Source organism: Pseudomonas sp. DE0157, from assembly GCF_007678615.1.
Classification (GTDB): domain Bacteria; phylum Pseudomonadota; class Gammaproteobacteria; order Pseudomonadales; family Pseudomonadaceae; genus Aquipseudomonas; species Aquipseudomonas parafulva_B.
Genome location: NZ_VEJN01000018.1, coordinates 66,462 through 82,913, shown reverse-complemented (window position 1 = coordinate 82,913; position 16,452 = coordinate 66,462). Strand labels below are relative to the sequence as shown.

Genomic DNA, 16,452 nt, shown 5'->3' with positions numbered 1-16,452 from the left:
GACAGCGACCGGGGCCTTGTGCCCCGGTTTTGTTTTTTCGGTTTCAATCGAACCAGGAGGTAGTCCACATGCAGATCCAGCCAGGTGTGTACCGGCATTACAAGGGCCCGGAGTACCGTGTGTTCAGTGTCGCGCGGCACTCTGAGAGCGAGGAGTGGATGGTGTTCTACCAATGCCTGTATGGTGATTACAGCTTCTGGGTGCGCCCGCTGTCGATGTTCCGCGAGTCGGTGGAAGTCGACGGCGAACAGGTGCCACGCTTTGCGTTGATCAAGGCCGAAGAGGGGTTGTGCGGGACGTCGGCCAAGTCGCAGGCGTGATGTTCTGAACTTGACCTCGCAGTTTCGCCACTATATATAGCGGTGCCGCGTCTGGTACCTGACGTGTTTTCAATCTTCAGATTCAGGAATACTCCGATCCATGGGCAAATCGCTGGTCATTGTGGAATCCCCGGCCAAGGCCAAGACCATCAACAAGTACCTGGGCAACCAGTACGTGGTGAAGTCGAGTATCGGCCATATCCGAGACCTTCCCACCAGCGGTTCGGCGAGCGCGAGCAAAGAGCCGGCCGCCAAGCGTGGCAAGGCGGCGGGTGAGGCACCGGCCCTTTCGCCCAAGGAAAAGGCGCGCCGCCAATTGGTTGCACGCATGGGCGTCGACCCGGACCAGGGCTGGAAAGCCAAGTACGAGATCCTTCCTGGCAAGGAAAAGGTGATCGACGAGCTGCGCCGCCTGGCCAAGGATGCCGACACCATCTACCTCGCGACCGACTTGGACCGCGAAGGGGAGGCAATCGCCTGGCACCTGCGTGAGGCCATCGGTGGCGACGATACCCGCTACAAGCGCGTGGTGTTCAACGAAATCACCAAGAAGGCCATTCAGGAAGCGTTTTCGCAGCCTGGTGAGCTCGACATTGATCGGGTCAACGCGCAGCAGGCGCGTCGTTTTCTCGACCGTGTGGTGGGCTACATGGTGTCCCCGCTGCTGTGGTCCAAGATTGCCCGCGGCCTGTCGGCCGGGCGGGTGCAGTCGGTAGCCGTCAAGCTGGTGGTCGAGCGTGAACGCGAGATTCGCGCCTTCATTCCTCAGGAATACTGGGAAATCCATGCCGATCTCGGCACCGCCAAGAACGCCAAGGTTCGCTTCGAAGTCGCCCGTGAAAATGGCGAGGCCTTCAAGCCGCTGAACGAAACCCAGGCCATGGCCGCGCTGGAGAAGCTCAAGGCATCGAGCTACAGCGTCGTCAAGCGTGAAGACCGCCCGACTAGCAGCAAGCCATCGGCGCCCTTCATCACCTCGACCCTGCAACAGGCAGCGAGCAATCGCCTGGGGTTCGGCGTGAAGAAAACCATGATGATGGCCCAGCGTCTGTACGAAGCGGGTTACATCACCTACATGCGTACCGATTCGACCAACTTGTCGAGCGATGCGCTGGAAATGGCGCGCAGCTACATCGAGCGCGAATTCGGCAAGCAGTACCTGCCCGAAACGCCGCAGGTGTACGGCAGCAAGGAAGGGGCCCAGGAGGCGCACGAAGCCATCCGGCCGTCGGACGTGAGCACCCACCCGACCAAGCTCAGCGGTATGGAGCGCGATGCCGAGCGGTTGTACGAGCTGATCTGGCGTCAGTTCCTGGCCTGCCAGATGCCGCCGGCCCAGTACCTGTCCACCAGCGTGACCGTGGCAGCGGGCAGCTTCGAGCTGCGTGCCAAGGGCCGCATCCTGAAGTTCGACGGTTACACCCGCGTGTTGCCGCAGCAGAGCAAGCCTGGCGAAGACGACGTGCTGCCTGAGATGGTGCAGGGTGAAGCGCTCAAGCTGATGCAGCTTGACCCTAGCCAGCACTTCACCAAGCCGCCTGCCCGGTTCACCGAGGCCAGCCTGGTCAAGGAAATGGAAAAACGCGGCATTGGCCGACCATCGACCTACGCGGCGATCATCTCGACCATTCAGGACCGTGGCTATGTAACGTTGCACAACCGTCGCTTCTATTCGGAAAAGATGGGCGACATCGTGACCGAGCGGCTCTCCGAGAGTTTCTCCAATTTGATGGACTACGGTTTCACCGCCGGCATGGAGGAAAACCTCGACGACGTCGCCCACGGCGAGCGCGACTGGAAGAACGTGCTGGACGAGTTCTACGGCGACTTCAGCAAGAAATTGCAGACGGCCGAATCCAGCGAACACGGCATGCGTGCCAATCAGCCGACGATGACCAACATTCCTTGCAAGGAGTGCGGTCGCCCGATGATGATTCGTACAGCGTCCACGGGCGTGTTCCTGGGCTGCTCCGGTTACAGCCTGCCACCTAAAGAGCGCTGCAAGTCCACGGTCAACCTCGTGCCTGGTGACGAGATCGCTGCTGACGATGAGGGCGAATCGGAGTCGCGCGTGCTGCTTGGCAAGCACCGCTGCCCAGTTTGCGCAACGGCGATGGACGCTTACCTGCTCGATGAAAAGCACAAGCTGCACATTTGCGGGAACAACCCTGATTGCCCGGGTTACGAGATCGAAGAGGGCAGCTATCGCATCAAGGGCTACGAAGGCCCAAGCCTTGAGTGCGACAAGTGCGGCAGCGAAATGCAGCTCAAGACCGGACGCTTCGGCAAGTTCTTCGGGTGCACCAACCCTGCGTGCAAGAACACCCGCAAGCTGCTCAAAAGCGGTGAAGCGGCGCCGCCGAAGATGGACAAAGTCGACATGCCCGAGCTTAAGTGCGAGAAGGTGGACGACACCTATGTGCTGCGCGATGGTGCTTCGGGGCTGTTCCTGGCTGCCAGCCAGTTCCCGAAGAACCGCGAAACACGTGCGCCCCTGGTGTGCGAGATTGTCCCGCACAAACATGAAATCGATCCCAAGTACCATTTCTTGTGCGAAGCGCCGCAGAAAGACCCCGAGGGTCGACCAACCGTAATTCGCTACAGTCGCAAGACCAAGGAGCAGTACGTCCAGTCGGAAGTGGACGGCAAGCCCACGGGTTGGAAAGCGTTTTACGATGGCAAGGCCTGGAAAGTCGAAGACAAGCGCTGAGTTCCAGCGTCCAGGGATGGGGCCGTGCTGCGGTCTTTCGTGAGCTGATATCACGAAAGGCCGCAGCACGGCCCCTTTCATTTATGATGCAGCAATCCGCTAAGCCACTTGATGGGAGGGCAGCACATGGCCCAGGAGCTCTATACCCGCACTAATCAAAAACTGTACTTTGCCGGGCTGGCACTGGAATCGATGGCCAGGGCTGAACAGAGCCAGGCCATGAACGCCCAGGGGCTGGTGCAGGCTGAGCGGGAGTCGGCCTTGTTTCATCTGCATGGTGCCTTGCTTGGCCTATGTCACGAAATCAGTGGTTACTACCGCTTGCCTGCGCTGGCAAGCGTTGAGCAGGCTCTGGCGCAGGACGCCTTCAATGGCATCGCCATACCAGAAGTTGCCGAGCTCCTGGAGCTTGCCCGGCAACGGGAAACCTGGCTGGCGCAGATGCTGGCTGCCTATGCTGACTTGTTCCGAGCGCCTGTGATGCGCAAACCACCCAAGACTGACGTCACCCAGCCGTTGATCCAGGCGGTCAGCCTCGATGAGCAGGTGCCTGCGCCGCTGTCCCGTGCCGAGCTTGAGGCGTGGCGCAGCGATCTCAAGGCACTCGTCAGGCGTTTTCGCGATGCGTTGAGTGAGTGCTGACAGCGTCGAGCGCTGGTACAATGCTCGCCTTTCGTGGAGAACCGCCCTTTATGTCTACGTCTTTTCTGGAAATTGTCGAGTTGCCTGATGGCCGCATCGAACTGCGTCGCGCCGAGGATGAAGGCTCACTGGTAACCCTGGATTTCTCAGAGGATGCCAAAGTATTCCTGCAGGGTCAGCACGTCGAGGTGGCCAAAGCCATGCTCAGCGTGGGTGTGCAGATGGCTGGACGGCTTGTGGATGGCGAGCTCGAACGTGACGAAGGGCCGCGCGTTCTGCACTGAAACGCGCAGTCGTGAGATGGCTGCCACCGGCCTGGCCGGTGTCGGCGGCAAACGTATCGAACAAATGAGTGTGGGAGTGTCGGAAAAGCGTTGCGCTTTTTGGGCGTTCTTTACTCGTCATGGCGAGCATGGCCTGGAGCGGTCAGGCCGGTAGTACGAATGCCGCAGTGTCAGCCGAAACGAATGTTCAGGCTTTGCGCGTTACCTACGCTTGCCGCACGCAACAGCAGCTGACGTGCGTTGGCATTGATGCTCCCCAACCAGCTGACCACGGTATGGCTACGGCCCAGGCGCAAGGCTTCGCACGCCAACTGCAAGGGAAGCTGGTTGCCCCGCGGATGAAGCAGCAGAATGCGTTCGCGGTTGAGCCCAGCCCTGCGCAGCCAGGCCTGTGTCAGGCTCGACGGTGGTGCAATGAGGGTCAACCAGCGTGTTTCGTCTTCTTCGCTGAGTTCGCGTAGCACAGGTGCCAGCAAGGTGTGACAGTGACTAGGGGCGCCGTGCAGTGACAATTCGCTGAACAGGTCGGGCATGTCGCTCTTGCGCGCCAGTTCGCTGGCCTTGAGGCCAGGCAGGACAGGCTGGGCGAGGAATGCTTCGAACAGCGGCAACTGGACTTGCTCGGTTGTATGGGTGAATGGCTGCATGACGCCTCCTGATTCAGCGGCGAATGACGCCGACGCTCAAGCCCTCGATCACCAGTTCCTGATCTTTCAGGTTGACTTCGATAGGGGCAAATTCCGGGTTTTCGGCCAGCAGCCAAACCTTGTTGCCTTCGCGCTTGAAGCGCTTGACGGTGACTTCGTCGCCGATGCGCGCCACGACGATCTGGCCGTTGCGGGCTTCGCGGCAGGTATGCACCGCCAATAGGTCGCCATCGAGGATACCGACGTTCTTCATGCTCATGCCGTGCACACGCAATAGATAGTCGGCCTGGGGGTGGAAGAAGGCTGGGTTGATGTTGCAGGATTGCTCGATATGTTGCTCGGCAAGGATCGGGGCGCCGGCAGCAACGCGGCCGATGATCGGGAGCCCGGCTTCTTCGGCCTTGGCTTCGAGGCCGGGAATGCGAATGCCTCGGGAGGCGCCTGGCGTCATCTCGATAGCGCCTTTACGGGCCAGCGCCTTGAGATGCTCTTCGGCGGCATTGGGTGACTTGAAGCCCAGCTCCTGGGCAATCTCGGCACGAGTCGGCGGAAAGCCGTTATCCTCGAGGCTGCGCTTGATGAAGGCGAGGATTTCGGCTTGGCGTGGCGTCAGTTTCAACATGATCAGCGCTCTGTCTTTTTGTACAGTGCCTGGGATTATATACAGTATTCAGCTCGCCGCAAGCTCTCCCACCGCCCAGGCCAGCTGATGGCCACGGATTACACCGCGTTCGCCGCCAAACGCCCTCGCATCGGTATGGTTGACCGGCCGGTCACGAACGCTTGACAGAAGGGGGGTTGAAACGTATGTTTCAAACACCTGTTTGTATGGCGGAGTGCTTGGAGTAGTCATGGCCCAATCGGAAACCGTTGAACGCATCCTCGATGCTGCCGAGCAGCTGTTCGCCGAGCGCGGGTTCGCCGAAACCTCGTTGCGGCTGATCACCAGTAAGGCCGGCGTTAACCTGGCGGCGGTGAATTACCACTTCGGTTCCAAGAAAGCGCTGATCCAGGCGGTCTTCTCTCGTTTCCTGGGGCCATTCTGCGCCAGCCTTGAGCGCGAGCTGGAGCGGCGCCAGGCCCGCCCCGAGCACAAGCCTACCCTCGAAGAGTTACTGGAGATGCTGGTCGAGCAAGCCCTTGCCGTGCAGCCGCGCAGCAACAACGACCTGTCGATCTTCATGCGGCTGCTGGGCCTGGCGTTCAGCCAGAGCCAAGGCCATTTGCGCCGCTACCTCGAAGACATGTATGGCAAGGTGTTCCGCCGCTACATGTTGCTGGTCAACGAAGCCGCGCCACGCATTCCTCCGCTCGAATTGTTCTGGCGTGTGCATTTCATGCTCGGGGCTGCTGCGTTCAGCATGTCGGGCATCAAGGCGCTGCGAGCCATCGCCGAGACTGACTTTGGCATCAACACCTCCATCGAGCAGGTGATGCGCTTGATGGTGCCGTTCCTGGCTGCCGGCATGCGTGCCGATACCGGCGTCACCGATGCGGCCATGGCCAGCGCCCAGTTGCGCCCGCGCAGCAAGACTGTCAGCGGTGCAGCCCCCGCCAAGGCATGAACTCGCCAGTCGCCAGCCCTAAGCGGGCTTTCCCCTGTCTCTATTGAAGGATTTCTCATGACCGCCAGCCTGCAAGGCTCCTTGATGGTGGATATCGCCGGTACTTGGCTGACCGCCGAAGACCGGCAGCTGTTGCGCCAGCCCGAAGTGGGGGGGGTGATCATCTTCGCCCGCAACGTCGACAGCCCGCGCCAGGTGCGTGCGTTGTGCGCGTCCATTCGTGCGCTGCGCCCGGACCTGATCCTGGCCGTCGACCAGGAGGGCGGTCGGGTACAGCGTCTGCGCCAGGGGTTCGTGCGCCTGCCGGCGATGCGTGCCCTGGCCGACACTGCCAATGCCGAGTACCTGGCCGAACAATGTGGCTGGTTGATGGCGACCGAAGTCCTTGCCGTTGGCCTGGACCTGAGCTTCGCTCCGGTGCTGGACTTGGATCACCAGCGCAGCGCGGTGGTGGGCAGCCGCGCCTTCGAAGGTGATCCGCTGCGGGCTACGCAATTGGCCGGCGCGTTCATCCGCGGCATGAACGCGGCAGGCATGGCTGCCTGTGGCAAACATTTCCCAGGCCATGGTTGGGCAGAAGCCGATTCCCACGTGGCGATACCCACTGACGAGCGTAGCCTGGAGCAACTGCGTGGTGCAGACCTGGTGCCGTTCAGCCGCCTGAGCGGTCAACTGGCGGCAGTGATGCCTGCCCATGTGATCTACCCGCAGGTCGACAACCGTCCGGCAGGCTTTTCCCGCCGGTGGCTGCAAGATATTTTGCGCGGCGAGCTAGGTTTCGACGGGGTCATCTTCAGTGACGACCTGTCCATGGCCGGTGCTCATGTGGTCGGTGATGCGGCCAGCCGCATCGAGGCCGCGTTCAGTGCCGGGTGTGACATGGGGCTGGTTTGCAACGACCGTGCTGCGGCCGAACTGGCGCTGGGTGCTGCTCAGCGTATGCGGGTCACGCCGTCACCTCGGATCGCCAGCATGCGCGGCCAAGGCATCGCCTGCACCGATTATCGCCAGCATCCGCGTTGGCTGCAGGCGCTGTGTGCGCTCAAGGACGCGCAGTTGATCGACTAGCCGCTCATCGTCCAGCAGTCTGTCGGAACGCGTATACCCAGCGGGTACGCGTTCCGACAGCTGCTACCGACCGCGTTTGCCCGGCAACGGCGCAAACAGCGCCTCTATTTCCTCGTCCCCCAGTCGCCATTGCCCGGCCTTGCCACCGTCTAGCAGGCTGGCAGCCAGCGCTGCTTTTTCCTGCTGCAACAGCTGAATCTTTTCCTCCACCGTGCCGCGGGTGATCAGCTTGAACACGAACACGGGCTTGTCCTGGCCAATGCGGTAGGCCCGGTCGGTCGCCTGGTTTTCGCTGGCCGGGTTCCACCACGGGTCGTAATGGATCACGGTGTCGGCTGCTGTCAGGTTCAATCCCACCCCGCCTGCCTTGAGGCTGATCAGAAAGACCTGGCTGTCCCCCTCCTGGAATTGCTGGACAGGGGTGCGGCGGTCGCGAGTGTCGCCGGTCAACAGGCTGTAACGGATGCTGCGCTTTTTCAGTTCCTGCTCGATCAACGCCAGCATCGAGGTGAACTGGGAGAACAGCAGCACGCGGCGGCCTTCGCCCATCAGCTCTTCGAGCATCTCCAGCAGCGCGCCCAGCTTGCCCTTGTCGCTCTGGTTGCCCTTGATGTCCACGCCCTTGACCAGGCGTAAGTCGCAACACACCTGTCGCAGCTTGAGCAGTGCATCGAGGATGACGATCTGGCTGCGTGCGGCACCGTTGCGGGCTACCTCGTCGCGAACCTTCTTGTCCATCGCCACCCGCACGGCCTCGTAGGTGTCACGCTGTGCGTCACTCAGTTCGACCCAGTGCACCAGCTCTGTCTTGGCTGGCAGCTCGGTGGCGACCTGCTCTTTCGTGCGGCGCAGCAGGAAGGGGCGAATGCGCGTGATCAGGTGGGTCAGGCGCTCGGTATTGCCCTGGCGCTCGATAGGCGTGCGGTAGTCCTGATTGAAGCGCTTGAGGTCACCCAGCCAGCCGGGCATCAGGAAGTGGAAGATCGACCAAAGCTCGCCGAGATTGTTTTCCATCGGTGTACCGGTCAAGCACAGGCGCTGGGTAGCCTGCAGTTGGCACACGGCCATGGCTGCCTTGCTGGTGCTGCTCTTGATGTTCTGCGCCTCGTCGAGCAACAGCAGGTGCCATGGCTGTGCACGCAAATGCGCAAGATCGCGGGGTACCAGTGCATAGGTGGTCAGGATGAGGTCGTAATCGTGCAGGCGGGCGAAATGCTTGCTGCGGGCTGGCCCGTGCAGGGCCAGCACCCGAAGGCCGGGTGCGAAGCGCTGCGCCTCGTCCAGCCAGTTGGGTATCAGGCTGGTCGGCATGACAGCCAGTGCTGGCGCGCCTAAACGGCCCGCTTCTTTTTCCAGCAGCACATGGGCCAGGGCCTGCAAGGTCTTGCCCAGGCCCATGTCATCCCCAAGGATGCCACCGGTGCCCATTTCCCGCAGTGCTTGCAGCCAGTTGAGCCCTTGCTGCTGGTAGCCGCGCAGGTTGGCTTGCAAGCCGGCAGGGGGGGCGACCTGCAGATCCCTGGCATCGCGCAGGCGGCGACCCAGGTCGCGCACATGCTCACCGCCTTCCCAATGCAGGGGCAGCGCTTCGATCCCGTTCAGGCGCGCAGCGTCTGCTCGGCTCATGCGCAGTGCCGTCCCGGCCTCAGGTTCGCTCAGGTAGAGCTCGCCCAAGGTCGCCATCACAGCCTTGACCCGGCCATAAGGCAGAGCTACGCGCAGGGCAGGGGCATCGATCCGGCCGCGGTTGAGATCGATCAGCAGGTGCTCCTCGTCGTTGCGCTTGGCCAGTTCGTTCGGGCGTAGCAGCTCAGGGCTGTTGCGCAACAGTTGCAGGACGATGGGCAGCAGGCTGTGCCGCTGCCCTTCGACAACGATACCCAACTCAAGGTCGAACCATTCATGGCCGGGCGTTTCATCGACCGTGGCGTACCAGTCTTCTACCTCCTGCAAGTCGAACGCGAAGTCGCGGTTGACGTCCACCTGCCAGCCCGCTTCACGCAGCTGGGGCAGGTTGGTGCGCACGAATTGCAGCCAGGCCTCGTCGTCGGGAAGCAGGAACATTTCGCCGGCGCTGTCGGGCAGTGCCTTGCTCTGCCGGGTCGCGACCTTGAACCCCATGTCACGCAGGACATTGCGCAGGGCTTGCTCAGCCTTGGGCTGGCGGCTGATGCGCTGGCTCACGCTGCCCACCAGGCGCGTCAGCGGCTTGTCGGTATTGCCGCTGGCCGACAGGCCGTCGTAGTCGAACGACAGCGCGGCGCGGTGCTGCGTCTGGCGCTGCATGCGACCGGTCTTGGGCATGTAGGCGGTGAACTCCAGGCTCCCAAGTACCAGGTGCGCGGAGGGCTGGATGTCATCGACGTGTTGCTCCTGGACCTCGGTCGGCGTCGGCACGGCATGGCTCAAGGCGTTGAGCTTGTGGCTGAGCGGCACGACCAGGTGCTCCGGCACCTCGGGTGCGAGGGTCAGTTGCATCGCAACGTGGGAGTTGAGCCCATGTTCCAGGACACCGATCTCATGGGTGACCAGGTCCAGGTAGTACAGCGGAAGCAATGGGATGACGCAGTTGGATTCATCTTCGCCGGTGAACCACAAGCCACGGTATGCACCGTTGTCTAGGCGCACCCAGCGAAACTCGCCCTGGCGCACCGGCCCAGGCCGCAGTTGTGGCTGAGTGTCTAGCAGGTACAGCCGGCCCGTGTCGATAATGCGCTGGAGCAACTCGCCGCCTTCGGCCCCTGTCAACCTGTAGCCCCGCTCTTGGCCGCCCCCCTGGTTGAGCGAGGAGAGCAGACGCAGGATGCGCGCGTCTTCTTCGGTCACGAATTTTGGCCGGTCATATAGGAAGTCGTAGACCGATTGCACCCGGCTGAAGCGAATGCCGTCTTCTGTTTCGGTGCCCTTGCGCACGACCACCGAGCAACTGGCATCGTCCTGGAGGTTCAGGTTGTAGCAGACCGAGCGCCCACGCTTGTCCTTGCCAGGTTCGGCCGGTGCGGGCGCTTGTTCGAGGTTGCTGAGCCAATGCTGGAGCTCGGCTGACATCTGCGCAGAGGTGGGCTTGGCTATCAGTGGCTTGTCGAAGGGATCGCTGATCAGCAGCAGCGCGGCTGCGCAGTGCTTGCAGTTGCGCGCAACAGGGCAACTGCACCGGCCTTCTACAAGGAGGCGCCCGGCATGCACGCTTACTTCGATGTTCTGCCGGTAGGTTTGTCCTGCACTGCCTTTGCACAGAGCGGAAAACCTTCGCCCGTTTAGGTGCTCCAGCTCAGCCATGCCCTCGCTCGCGTAAACCTCGCCTCGCCTCAGAGTGCCTGCGTCGAAACATTCGATCCAGTTGGGGTACTCGTTCAGCAGCTCGAAGGCATCAGGTCCGTTACGGCTCATGGGCTACTGCTCCAGCATGTCCAGCGATGGCATCTTGGGTGTGCCGGGTGGGGTTATCTTTAGGAGCATGGCCAGATGACCGCCGTCCAGGTAGGTCAGTTGTCCGCCTTTCACATTGCTGTTGGCCTGCCGAAACTGCTCGCTCTGCAGCACGCTGCCGTTGCCGTCGAGCTGGTTGACCCAAAGGTTGGCTTCGACCTGGATGAAGCGACCCTGGGTGATGCTCAGGTTGCCCTCGATCGGGAAATGGCCGAACTGCTCGGTACCTTCACCGAATGCGATGCGACTGGGCCCATCGCCTACCTGCTGTTGCCAGGCCCGGTGCATGAGTACCGTGTAGTCGGCCGTGGCGCTCAAGCGTGTGGCCTCGTCTTCGAGCACCGGGCGCTGCTCTGCGCCTTTGTCCAGCCGTGGCGCGCCAGCGCTCCAGTCTTCAGGCGCGAACGGGCTGGTGAGCGCGGGTACGTTGTTCTGCCTTACCAGGATCATTTCGACCTGATACGGGCCCTGGGCGAATGCCGCTGGGGCAAACGCCACCAGCAGCAGGGTCAGACAGCGAATGGCGCGCATGGATCTTCCTTAGGCAGGCTTTGGTGTCAGGCGCTCGAACAGCGCCTCAAGGGTGTTGAAACGCTCATCAGGCCGCTCCATCGGGACCATGAAGCGGAACTGGGTGGCGCCTTCGAACTTGTAGCGCTTGGGCTGACCCTGGATCAGCTTGATCAGGGTCAGAGGATCGACTGGCGTTTCGGCCTCGAACTCGAGCTTGCCGCCATTGGGGCCGGCGTCGACTTTCTTGATGCCCAGTTTCTCCGCCTGCAACTTGAGCAGCGTCAGGCGCATGAGGTTCTTGGTGGGCTCTGGCAGAAGGCCGAAGCGGTCGATCATCTCGACCTGCAGGTCTTTGAGGCCTTCCTCATCGGCCGCCGAGGCGATGCGCTTGTACAGGATCAGCCGCGCATGCACGTCCGGCAGGTAGTCCTCGGGGATCAGGGCTGGCAGGCGCAGGTTGATTTCCGGGCCGCCGCCCAGCGGTTGTTCGAGGTTGGGCTGGGTGCCCTTGCGGATCGCCTTGACGGCGCGCTCGAGCATTTCCATGTACAGGGTAAAGCCCACCGCCTGGATCTGACCGCTCTGGCCGTCCCCGAGCAACTCGCCAGCCCCGCGGATTTCCAGGTCGTTGGTCGCGAGCACGAACCCGGCGCCCAGGTCCTGGGTGTTGGCGATGGCTTCGAGGCGTTTTTCGGCGTCGCCGCTGACCTTCTGGCGCGTTGGCGTCAGCAGGTAGGCATAGGCCTGGTGGTGGCTGCGACCGACCCGGCCACGCAATTGGTGCAACTGGGCCAGGCCGAACTTGTCGGCACGCTCGATGACGATGGTGTTGGCGCTGGGCACGTCGATGCCGGTTTCGATGATGGTCGAGGCCACCAGTACGTTGAAGCGCTTGTGGTAGAAGTCGCTCATCACCTGCTCCAGCTCGCGCTCGCGCATCTGGCCGTGACCAATGCCGATGCGCGCCTCTGGGACCAGTTCGGCCAGGTCGGCGGCACATTTCTCGATGGTTTTCACATCGTTGTGCAGGTAATACACCTGGCCACCGCGCAGCAGTTCGCGCAGCAGCGCTTCCTTGACGGTGCTGTTGTTCTGTTCCATGACGAAGGTGCGTACCGACAGGCGCCGGGCCGGCGGCGTGGCGATGATCGACAGATCGCGCATGCCCGCCACGGCCATGTTCAAGGTGCGCGGGATGGGCGTGGCGGTCAGGGTCAGGATGTCCACTTCGCTGCGCAGCGCCTTGAGCTGCTCTTTCTGACGCACCCCGAAACGATGCTCTTCGTCGATGATGGCCAGGCCCAGGTCCTTGAAGCGCACGTCGTCCTGGAGCAGCTTGTGGGTGCCGATCAGGATGTCGATCTTGCCCTCGGCCAGCTCGGCCGCGGCGTTGGCCACTTCCTTGGCCGACTTGAAGCGGCTCATCACCTCGACGGTGACCGGCCAGTCCGCAAAACGGTCGCGGAAACTGTTGTAATGCTGCTGGGCCAGCAGGGTGGTGGGCACCAGCACAGCCACCTGGCGACCGCTGTGCACGGCGATGAACGCTGCACGCATGGCCACCTCGGTCTTGCCGAAGCCTACGTCGCCGCACACCAGGCGATCCATGGGCTTGGGCGCCAGCATATCGGCGCGTACCGCTTCGATGGCCGCTTGCTGGTCGGGGGTTTCTTCGAACGGGAAGCCTGCGCTGAACGTGGCGTAGTCGGCGGCCGGGTCGGCGAACGCGTAACCCTTGCGCGCTGCACGGCGGGCATAGATGTCGAGCAGCTCGGCGGCGACGTCGCGTACCTGTTCGGCGGCCTTGCGCTTGGCTTTCTGCCAGGTTTCCGAGCCCAGGCGGTGCAGGGGCGCCAGCGCGTCATCGCTGCCGGTGTAGCGGGCGATCAGGTGCAGGTTGGCAACCGGTACGTAGAGCTTGGCGCCCTCGGCGTATTGGAGGGTCAGGAACTCGGCGGCCTGGCCGTCGATTTCCAGCGTCGCCAGGCCCAGGTAGCGGCCCACGCCATGATCGATATGCACCACCGGCGCGCCTTCACGCAGCTCGGTCAGGTTCTTGATGACGGCATCGTTGGCGGTTTCACCGCGCTTGTCGCGGCGGCGGCGCTGCATCACCCGCTGACCGAACAGCGGGCTTTCGGCGATCAGGGCCATGGCCGGGTCGTCGAGCAGCAGGCCTTCGTCGAGCGGTGCAATGGTGATGTTCAGGCGTTCGCTACCGGTGACGAAGTCGGTCCAGCCTTCGACCGTGTTCGGGCGCAGCTTGAGCCGTTCGAGCAGCTCAAGCAGCACTTCGCGGCGTCCGGCCGATTCTGCGGTGAACAACACGCGCCCATCGAACTGGTCGAGAAACCCTGCCAATGCCGCCAGCGGCTGGTTGGCCTTGGCTTCGATGGCAAGGTCAGGCAGGGGGCGAGCGGCGAAGCGCTGGCGCCCGGCGCCTGGGTCCAGGTCATCGCGGCTGACCACCACCCGTGGCCACTGCTTGAGGCGCGCGAAACAGTCTTCAACCGGCATGAACAGCTCGGCCGGCGGCAGCAAGGGCCGGCTCAGGTCGCCCCGGCGGTCCTCGTAGCGCCCGAGTACGTCGTTCCAGAAGTGTTCGGCCGCCTGCTCAACGCCCGGCAGCGAAAACACCTGGGTATCGGCCGGCAGGTAGTCGAACAGAGTCGAGGTTTCTTCGAAGAACAGCGGTAGGTAGTACTCGATACCGGACGGGATGATGCCGCTGGCCAGGTCCTGGAAGATCGCGCTGCGGCGAAAATCCACGTCGAAACGCTCGCGAAAGCGTGCCTTGAACCGGGTGACTTCCTCTTTTTGCATCGGAAATTCGCGTGCCGGCAGCAGGCGAATGGAGTCGACCTTGTCGATCGAGCGCTGGGTCTCGGGGTCGAACGTGCGCAGCGTTTCGATTTCGTCGTCGAACAGGTCGATACGGTAGGGCAGCTTGCTGCCCATCGGGAACAGGTCGATCAAGGCCCCACGCACGGCGAACTCGCCATGCTCATAGACGGTGTCCACGCAGCGGTAACCACTGGCTTCCAGGCGGCTGCGCATCTGCTCCACATCGATGGTCTGGCCCACGTCCAGCACCAGGCTGCTGCCCAGCAGGAAGCGGGTAGGGGCCAGGCGATGCAAGGCCGTGGTGATGGGCACTACCAGGATGCCGTGGCTCAGCTCCGGCAGCCGGTACAGGCTGGCGATGCGCTGGGAGATGATGTCCTGGTGGGGCGAGAACAGGTCGTAGGGCAGGGTCTCCCAGTCGGGAAACGGCAGCACCGGCAACTCGGGCGCGAAGAACTTCAGTTCCTGCTCCAGGCGGTCGGCGGCCTGGCTGTCTGCCGTCAGCAGCAGGGTGAAGCGGCCAGCGCTGCTGGCGGCCTCGGCGATGGCAAGGCTGAGGGCGGCACCGGGCAGGTTGCCCCAGGTTTGTTTGCCGGCGGTAGCCGACAGTTGCGGTAGGCGCAGAACTGACACGGGAGATTGCACTCCAAGCGTTTCGGCAAAGAGACCGATTGTACCGGTGACGCTGGCGGCTGTCAGGCTCCAATGGGGCAGGATGATCGATGTGCGTGACCACGACAGGCGCTCATTGCCGGTTACGCATCGGGGCGTCATAATGTAGCCCCTTTTTTCTGTCCCTACATGTGGAAGGTTCCCGTGACTCAGAAGCCCGACCAGTGTCTTGGTGAGTGGATCGATCGTGAAGCCCTGGCTGAAGCGATGATCCCGCTTATCGGTCAGCTCTACCGCAACAACAATGTGGTGAGCTCGATCTATGGCCGCAGCCTGATCAACCGTTCGGTTATCTCGATCCTCAAGGCACACCGCTTTGCGCGTCATCGCCAGACCGACGAAACCGAACTGTCCGTTCACGAGACATTCCCCCTGCTCAAGGCCATGAGCGAGCTGAAACTGGGCGCCGCCTCGGTCGACCTGGGCAAGCTGGCCAACAAGTTCAAGCTCGAAGGCAACGGCCGCAGCGCCGAGCAGTTCGTGCGTGAAGAACTGGCTGACGTGGTGGGCCAGCAGAACGCCGCCGCGCGCAAAGGCACCGACGTCGTGCTGTATGGTTTCGGCCGTATCGGTCGCCTGCTGGCGCGTATCCTGATCGAGAAGACCGGTGGTGGCGACGGCCTGCGCCTGCGTGCCATCGTCGTGCGCAAAGGCGCCGAGAACGATCTGGTCAAGCGTGCCAGCCTGCTGCGTCGTGATTCGGTGCATGGGCCGTTCGATGGCACCATCACCATCGACGAAGCCAACAACACCTTGACGGCCAACGGCAACCTGATCCAGATCATCTACGCCAAGAACCCGAGCGAAGTCGACTACACCCAGTACGGCATCGACAACGCGCTGATCGTGGACAACACCGGCGTATGGCGTGATGCCGACGGCCTGGGCCAGCACCTGGCCTGCCCGGGTGCCAGCCGCGTGATCCTCACCGCACCTGGCAAGGGTGCCCTGAAGAACATCGTGCATGGCATCAACCACGGCGAGATCACGGCCGATGACAAGATCATCTCCGCCGCCTCCTGCACCACCAACGCCATCGTGCCGGTGCTCAAGGCCGTCAACGACCAGTACGGCATCGTCAACGGCCACGTCGAAACCGTTCACTCGTTCACCAACGACCAGAACCTGATCGACAACTTCCACAAGGGCAGCCGCCGTGGCCGCGCCGCGCCGCTGAATATGGTCATCACCGAAACCGGTGCTGCCACCGCCGCCGCCAAGGCCCTGCCTGTGCTCAAGGGCAAGTTGACCGGCAACGCCATTCGCGTGCCGACGCCGAACGTGTCGATGGCAATCCTCAACCTGAACCTGGAAAAGGCCACCAGCCGCGAGGAAATCAACGAGTACCTGCGCCAGACGGCCATGCACTCGGACCTGCACAAGCAGATCGACTATGTGAGCTCCCAGGAAGTGGTCTCCACCGACTTCGTGGGTTCGCGCCACGCCGGTGTGGTAGACGCCGAAGCCACCATCTGCAACGACAATCGCGTCGTGCTCTACGTGTGGTATGACAACGAGTTCGGCTACAGCTGCCAGGTCGTGCGCGTGATGGAAGACATGGCCGGGGTCAACCCGCCTGCCTTTCCACGCTGATCGGCCAGTCAGACGCTGAACACACGGGAACCTTTGGGTTCCCGTTTTCGTTTGCGCTGCCGTGCAAGGGCGCTTGTCCTAGCAGAGCGCAGGGGGTCATCGAGTGACTCAGCGCAACATTTCAGGGACAATAACCGCCGTTTCGCAGGTGCCTGGGCGGTTTTT

12 protein-coding genes are annotated in these 16,452 nt (G+C 62.5%); 7 read left to right on the top strand and 5 right to left on the bottom strand.

The window, feature by feature from the left end; genetic code table 11:
- Positions 1–68: 68 nt before the first annotated feature.
- The 4 genes from FS777_RS18955 to FS777_RS18940 all read left to right on the top strand — a co-directional run bounded on the left by FS777_RS18955 (position 69) and on the right by FS777_RS18940 (position 3,956).
- Positions 69–320: a DUF1653 domain-containing protein gene (locus tag FS777_RS18955; RefSeq protein WP_058606157.1), complete on the top strand. Its 252-nt coding sequence runs from the start codon at positions 69–71 to the stop codon at positions 318–320.
- Positions 321–420: 100 nt separating this feature from the next.
- Positions 421–3,030 carry a type I DNA topoisomerase gene (gene topA / locus FS777_RS18950; RefSeq protein ID WP_058606158.1) on the top strand — a complete coding sequence of 870 codons (2,610 nt, stop codon included), beginning with the start codon at positions 421–423 and terminating at the stop codon, positions 3,028–3,030.
- 126 nt (positions 3,031–3,156) lie between these two features.
- Entirely contained in the window at positions 3,157–3,672 is a 516-nt protein-coding gene (locus tag FS777_RS18945) for a DUF6586 family protein (protein WP_058639657.1), read from the top strand.
- Positions 3,673–3,722: 50 nt separating this feature from the next.
- Positions 3,723–3,956, top strand: a complete 234-nt coding sequence (locus FS777_RS18940) for a hypothetical protein (RefSeq protein ID WP_023534164.1) — start codon at positions 3,723–3,725, stop codon at positions 3,954–3,956.
- A gap of 170 nt (positions 3,957–4,126) precedes the next feature.
- On the opposite strand, the gene sulA is transcribed toward FS777_RS18940, so the two are convergent.
- Both sulA and lexA read right to left on the bottom strand, forming a co-directional pair.
- Positions 4,127–4,603, bottom strand: coding sequence for an SOS-induced cell division inhibitor SulA (sulA, locus tag FS777_RS18935; RefSeq protein ID WP_058639656.1), 477 nt, complete (start codon positions 4,601–4,603; stop codon positions 4,127–4,129).
- 13 nt (positions 4,604–4,616) lie between these two features.
- Positions 4,617–5,225, bottom strand: coding sequence for a transcriptional repressor LexA (gene lexA / locus FS777_RS18930; RefSeq protein ID WP_023534260.1), 609 nt, complete (start codon positions 5,223–5,225; stop codon positions 4,617–4,619).
- A gap of 229 nt (positions 5,226–5,454) precedes the next feature.
- Between lexA and FS777_RS18925 the strand changes: the two genes are divergently transcribed.
- A complete protein-coding gene (locus FS777_RS18925) occupies positions 5,455–6,168 on the top strand; it encodes a TetR/AcrR family transcriptional regulator (protein WP_058639655.1) in 714 nt (237 codons plus the stop codon).
- 69 nt (positions 6,169–6,237) lie between these two features.
- Positions 6,238–7,236 (top strand): beta-N-acetylhexosaminidase, encoded by a 999-nt coding sequence (gene nagZ / locus FS777_RS18920; protein ID WP_178091297.1) that lies wholly within the window; start codon positions 6,238–6,240, stop codon positions 7,234–7,236.
- Positions 7,237–7,299: 63 nt separating this feature from the next.
- Here the strand turns inward: nagZ and FS777_RS18915 are convergent, their stop codons facing one another.
- The 3 genes from FS777_RS18915 to mfd are packed head-to-tail and all read right to left on the bottom strand — an operon-like array spanning position 7,300 to position 14,655.
- A complete protein-coding gene (locus FS777_RS18915; protein ID WP_145257092.1) occupies positions 7,300–10,626 on the bottom strand; it encodes a DEAD/DEAH box helicase in 3,327 nt (1,108 codons plus the stop codon).
- Positions 10,627–10,629: 3 nt separating this feature from the next.
- Complete coding sequence (locus FS777_RS18910) at positions 10,630–11,196, bottom strand: peptidoglycan binding protein CsiV (protein ID WP_145257089.1); 567 nt, start codon at positions 11,194–11,196, stop codon at positions 10,630–10,632.
- Between the two features lie 9 nt (positions 11,197–11,205).
- Positions 11,206–14,655 (bottom strand): transcription-repair coupling factor, encoded by a 3,450-nt coding sequence (mfd, locus tag FS777_RS18905; protein ID WP_145257132.1) that lies wholly within the window; start codon positions 14,653–14,655, stop codon positions 11,206–11,208.
- A 168-nt stretch (positions 14,656–14,823) separates the two neighbouring features.
- On the opposite strand from mfd, the gene FS777_RS18900 reads away from it, so the two are divergent.
- On the top strand, positions 14,824–16,287 hold the full coding sequence (locus tag FS777_RS18900) for a glyceraldehyde-3-phosphate dehydrogenase (protein WP_027915082.1): 1,464 nt from the start codon (positions 14,824–14,826) through the stop codon (positions 16,285–16,287).
- Positions 16,288–16,452: the final 165 nt, after the last annotated feature.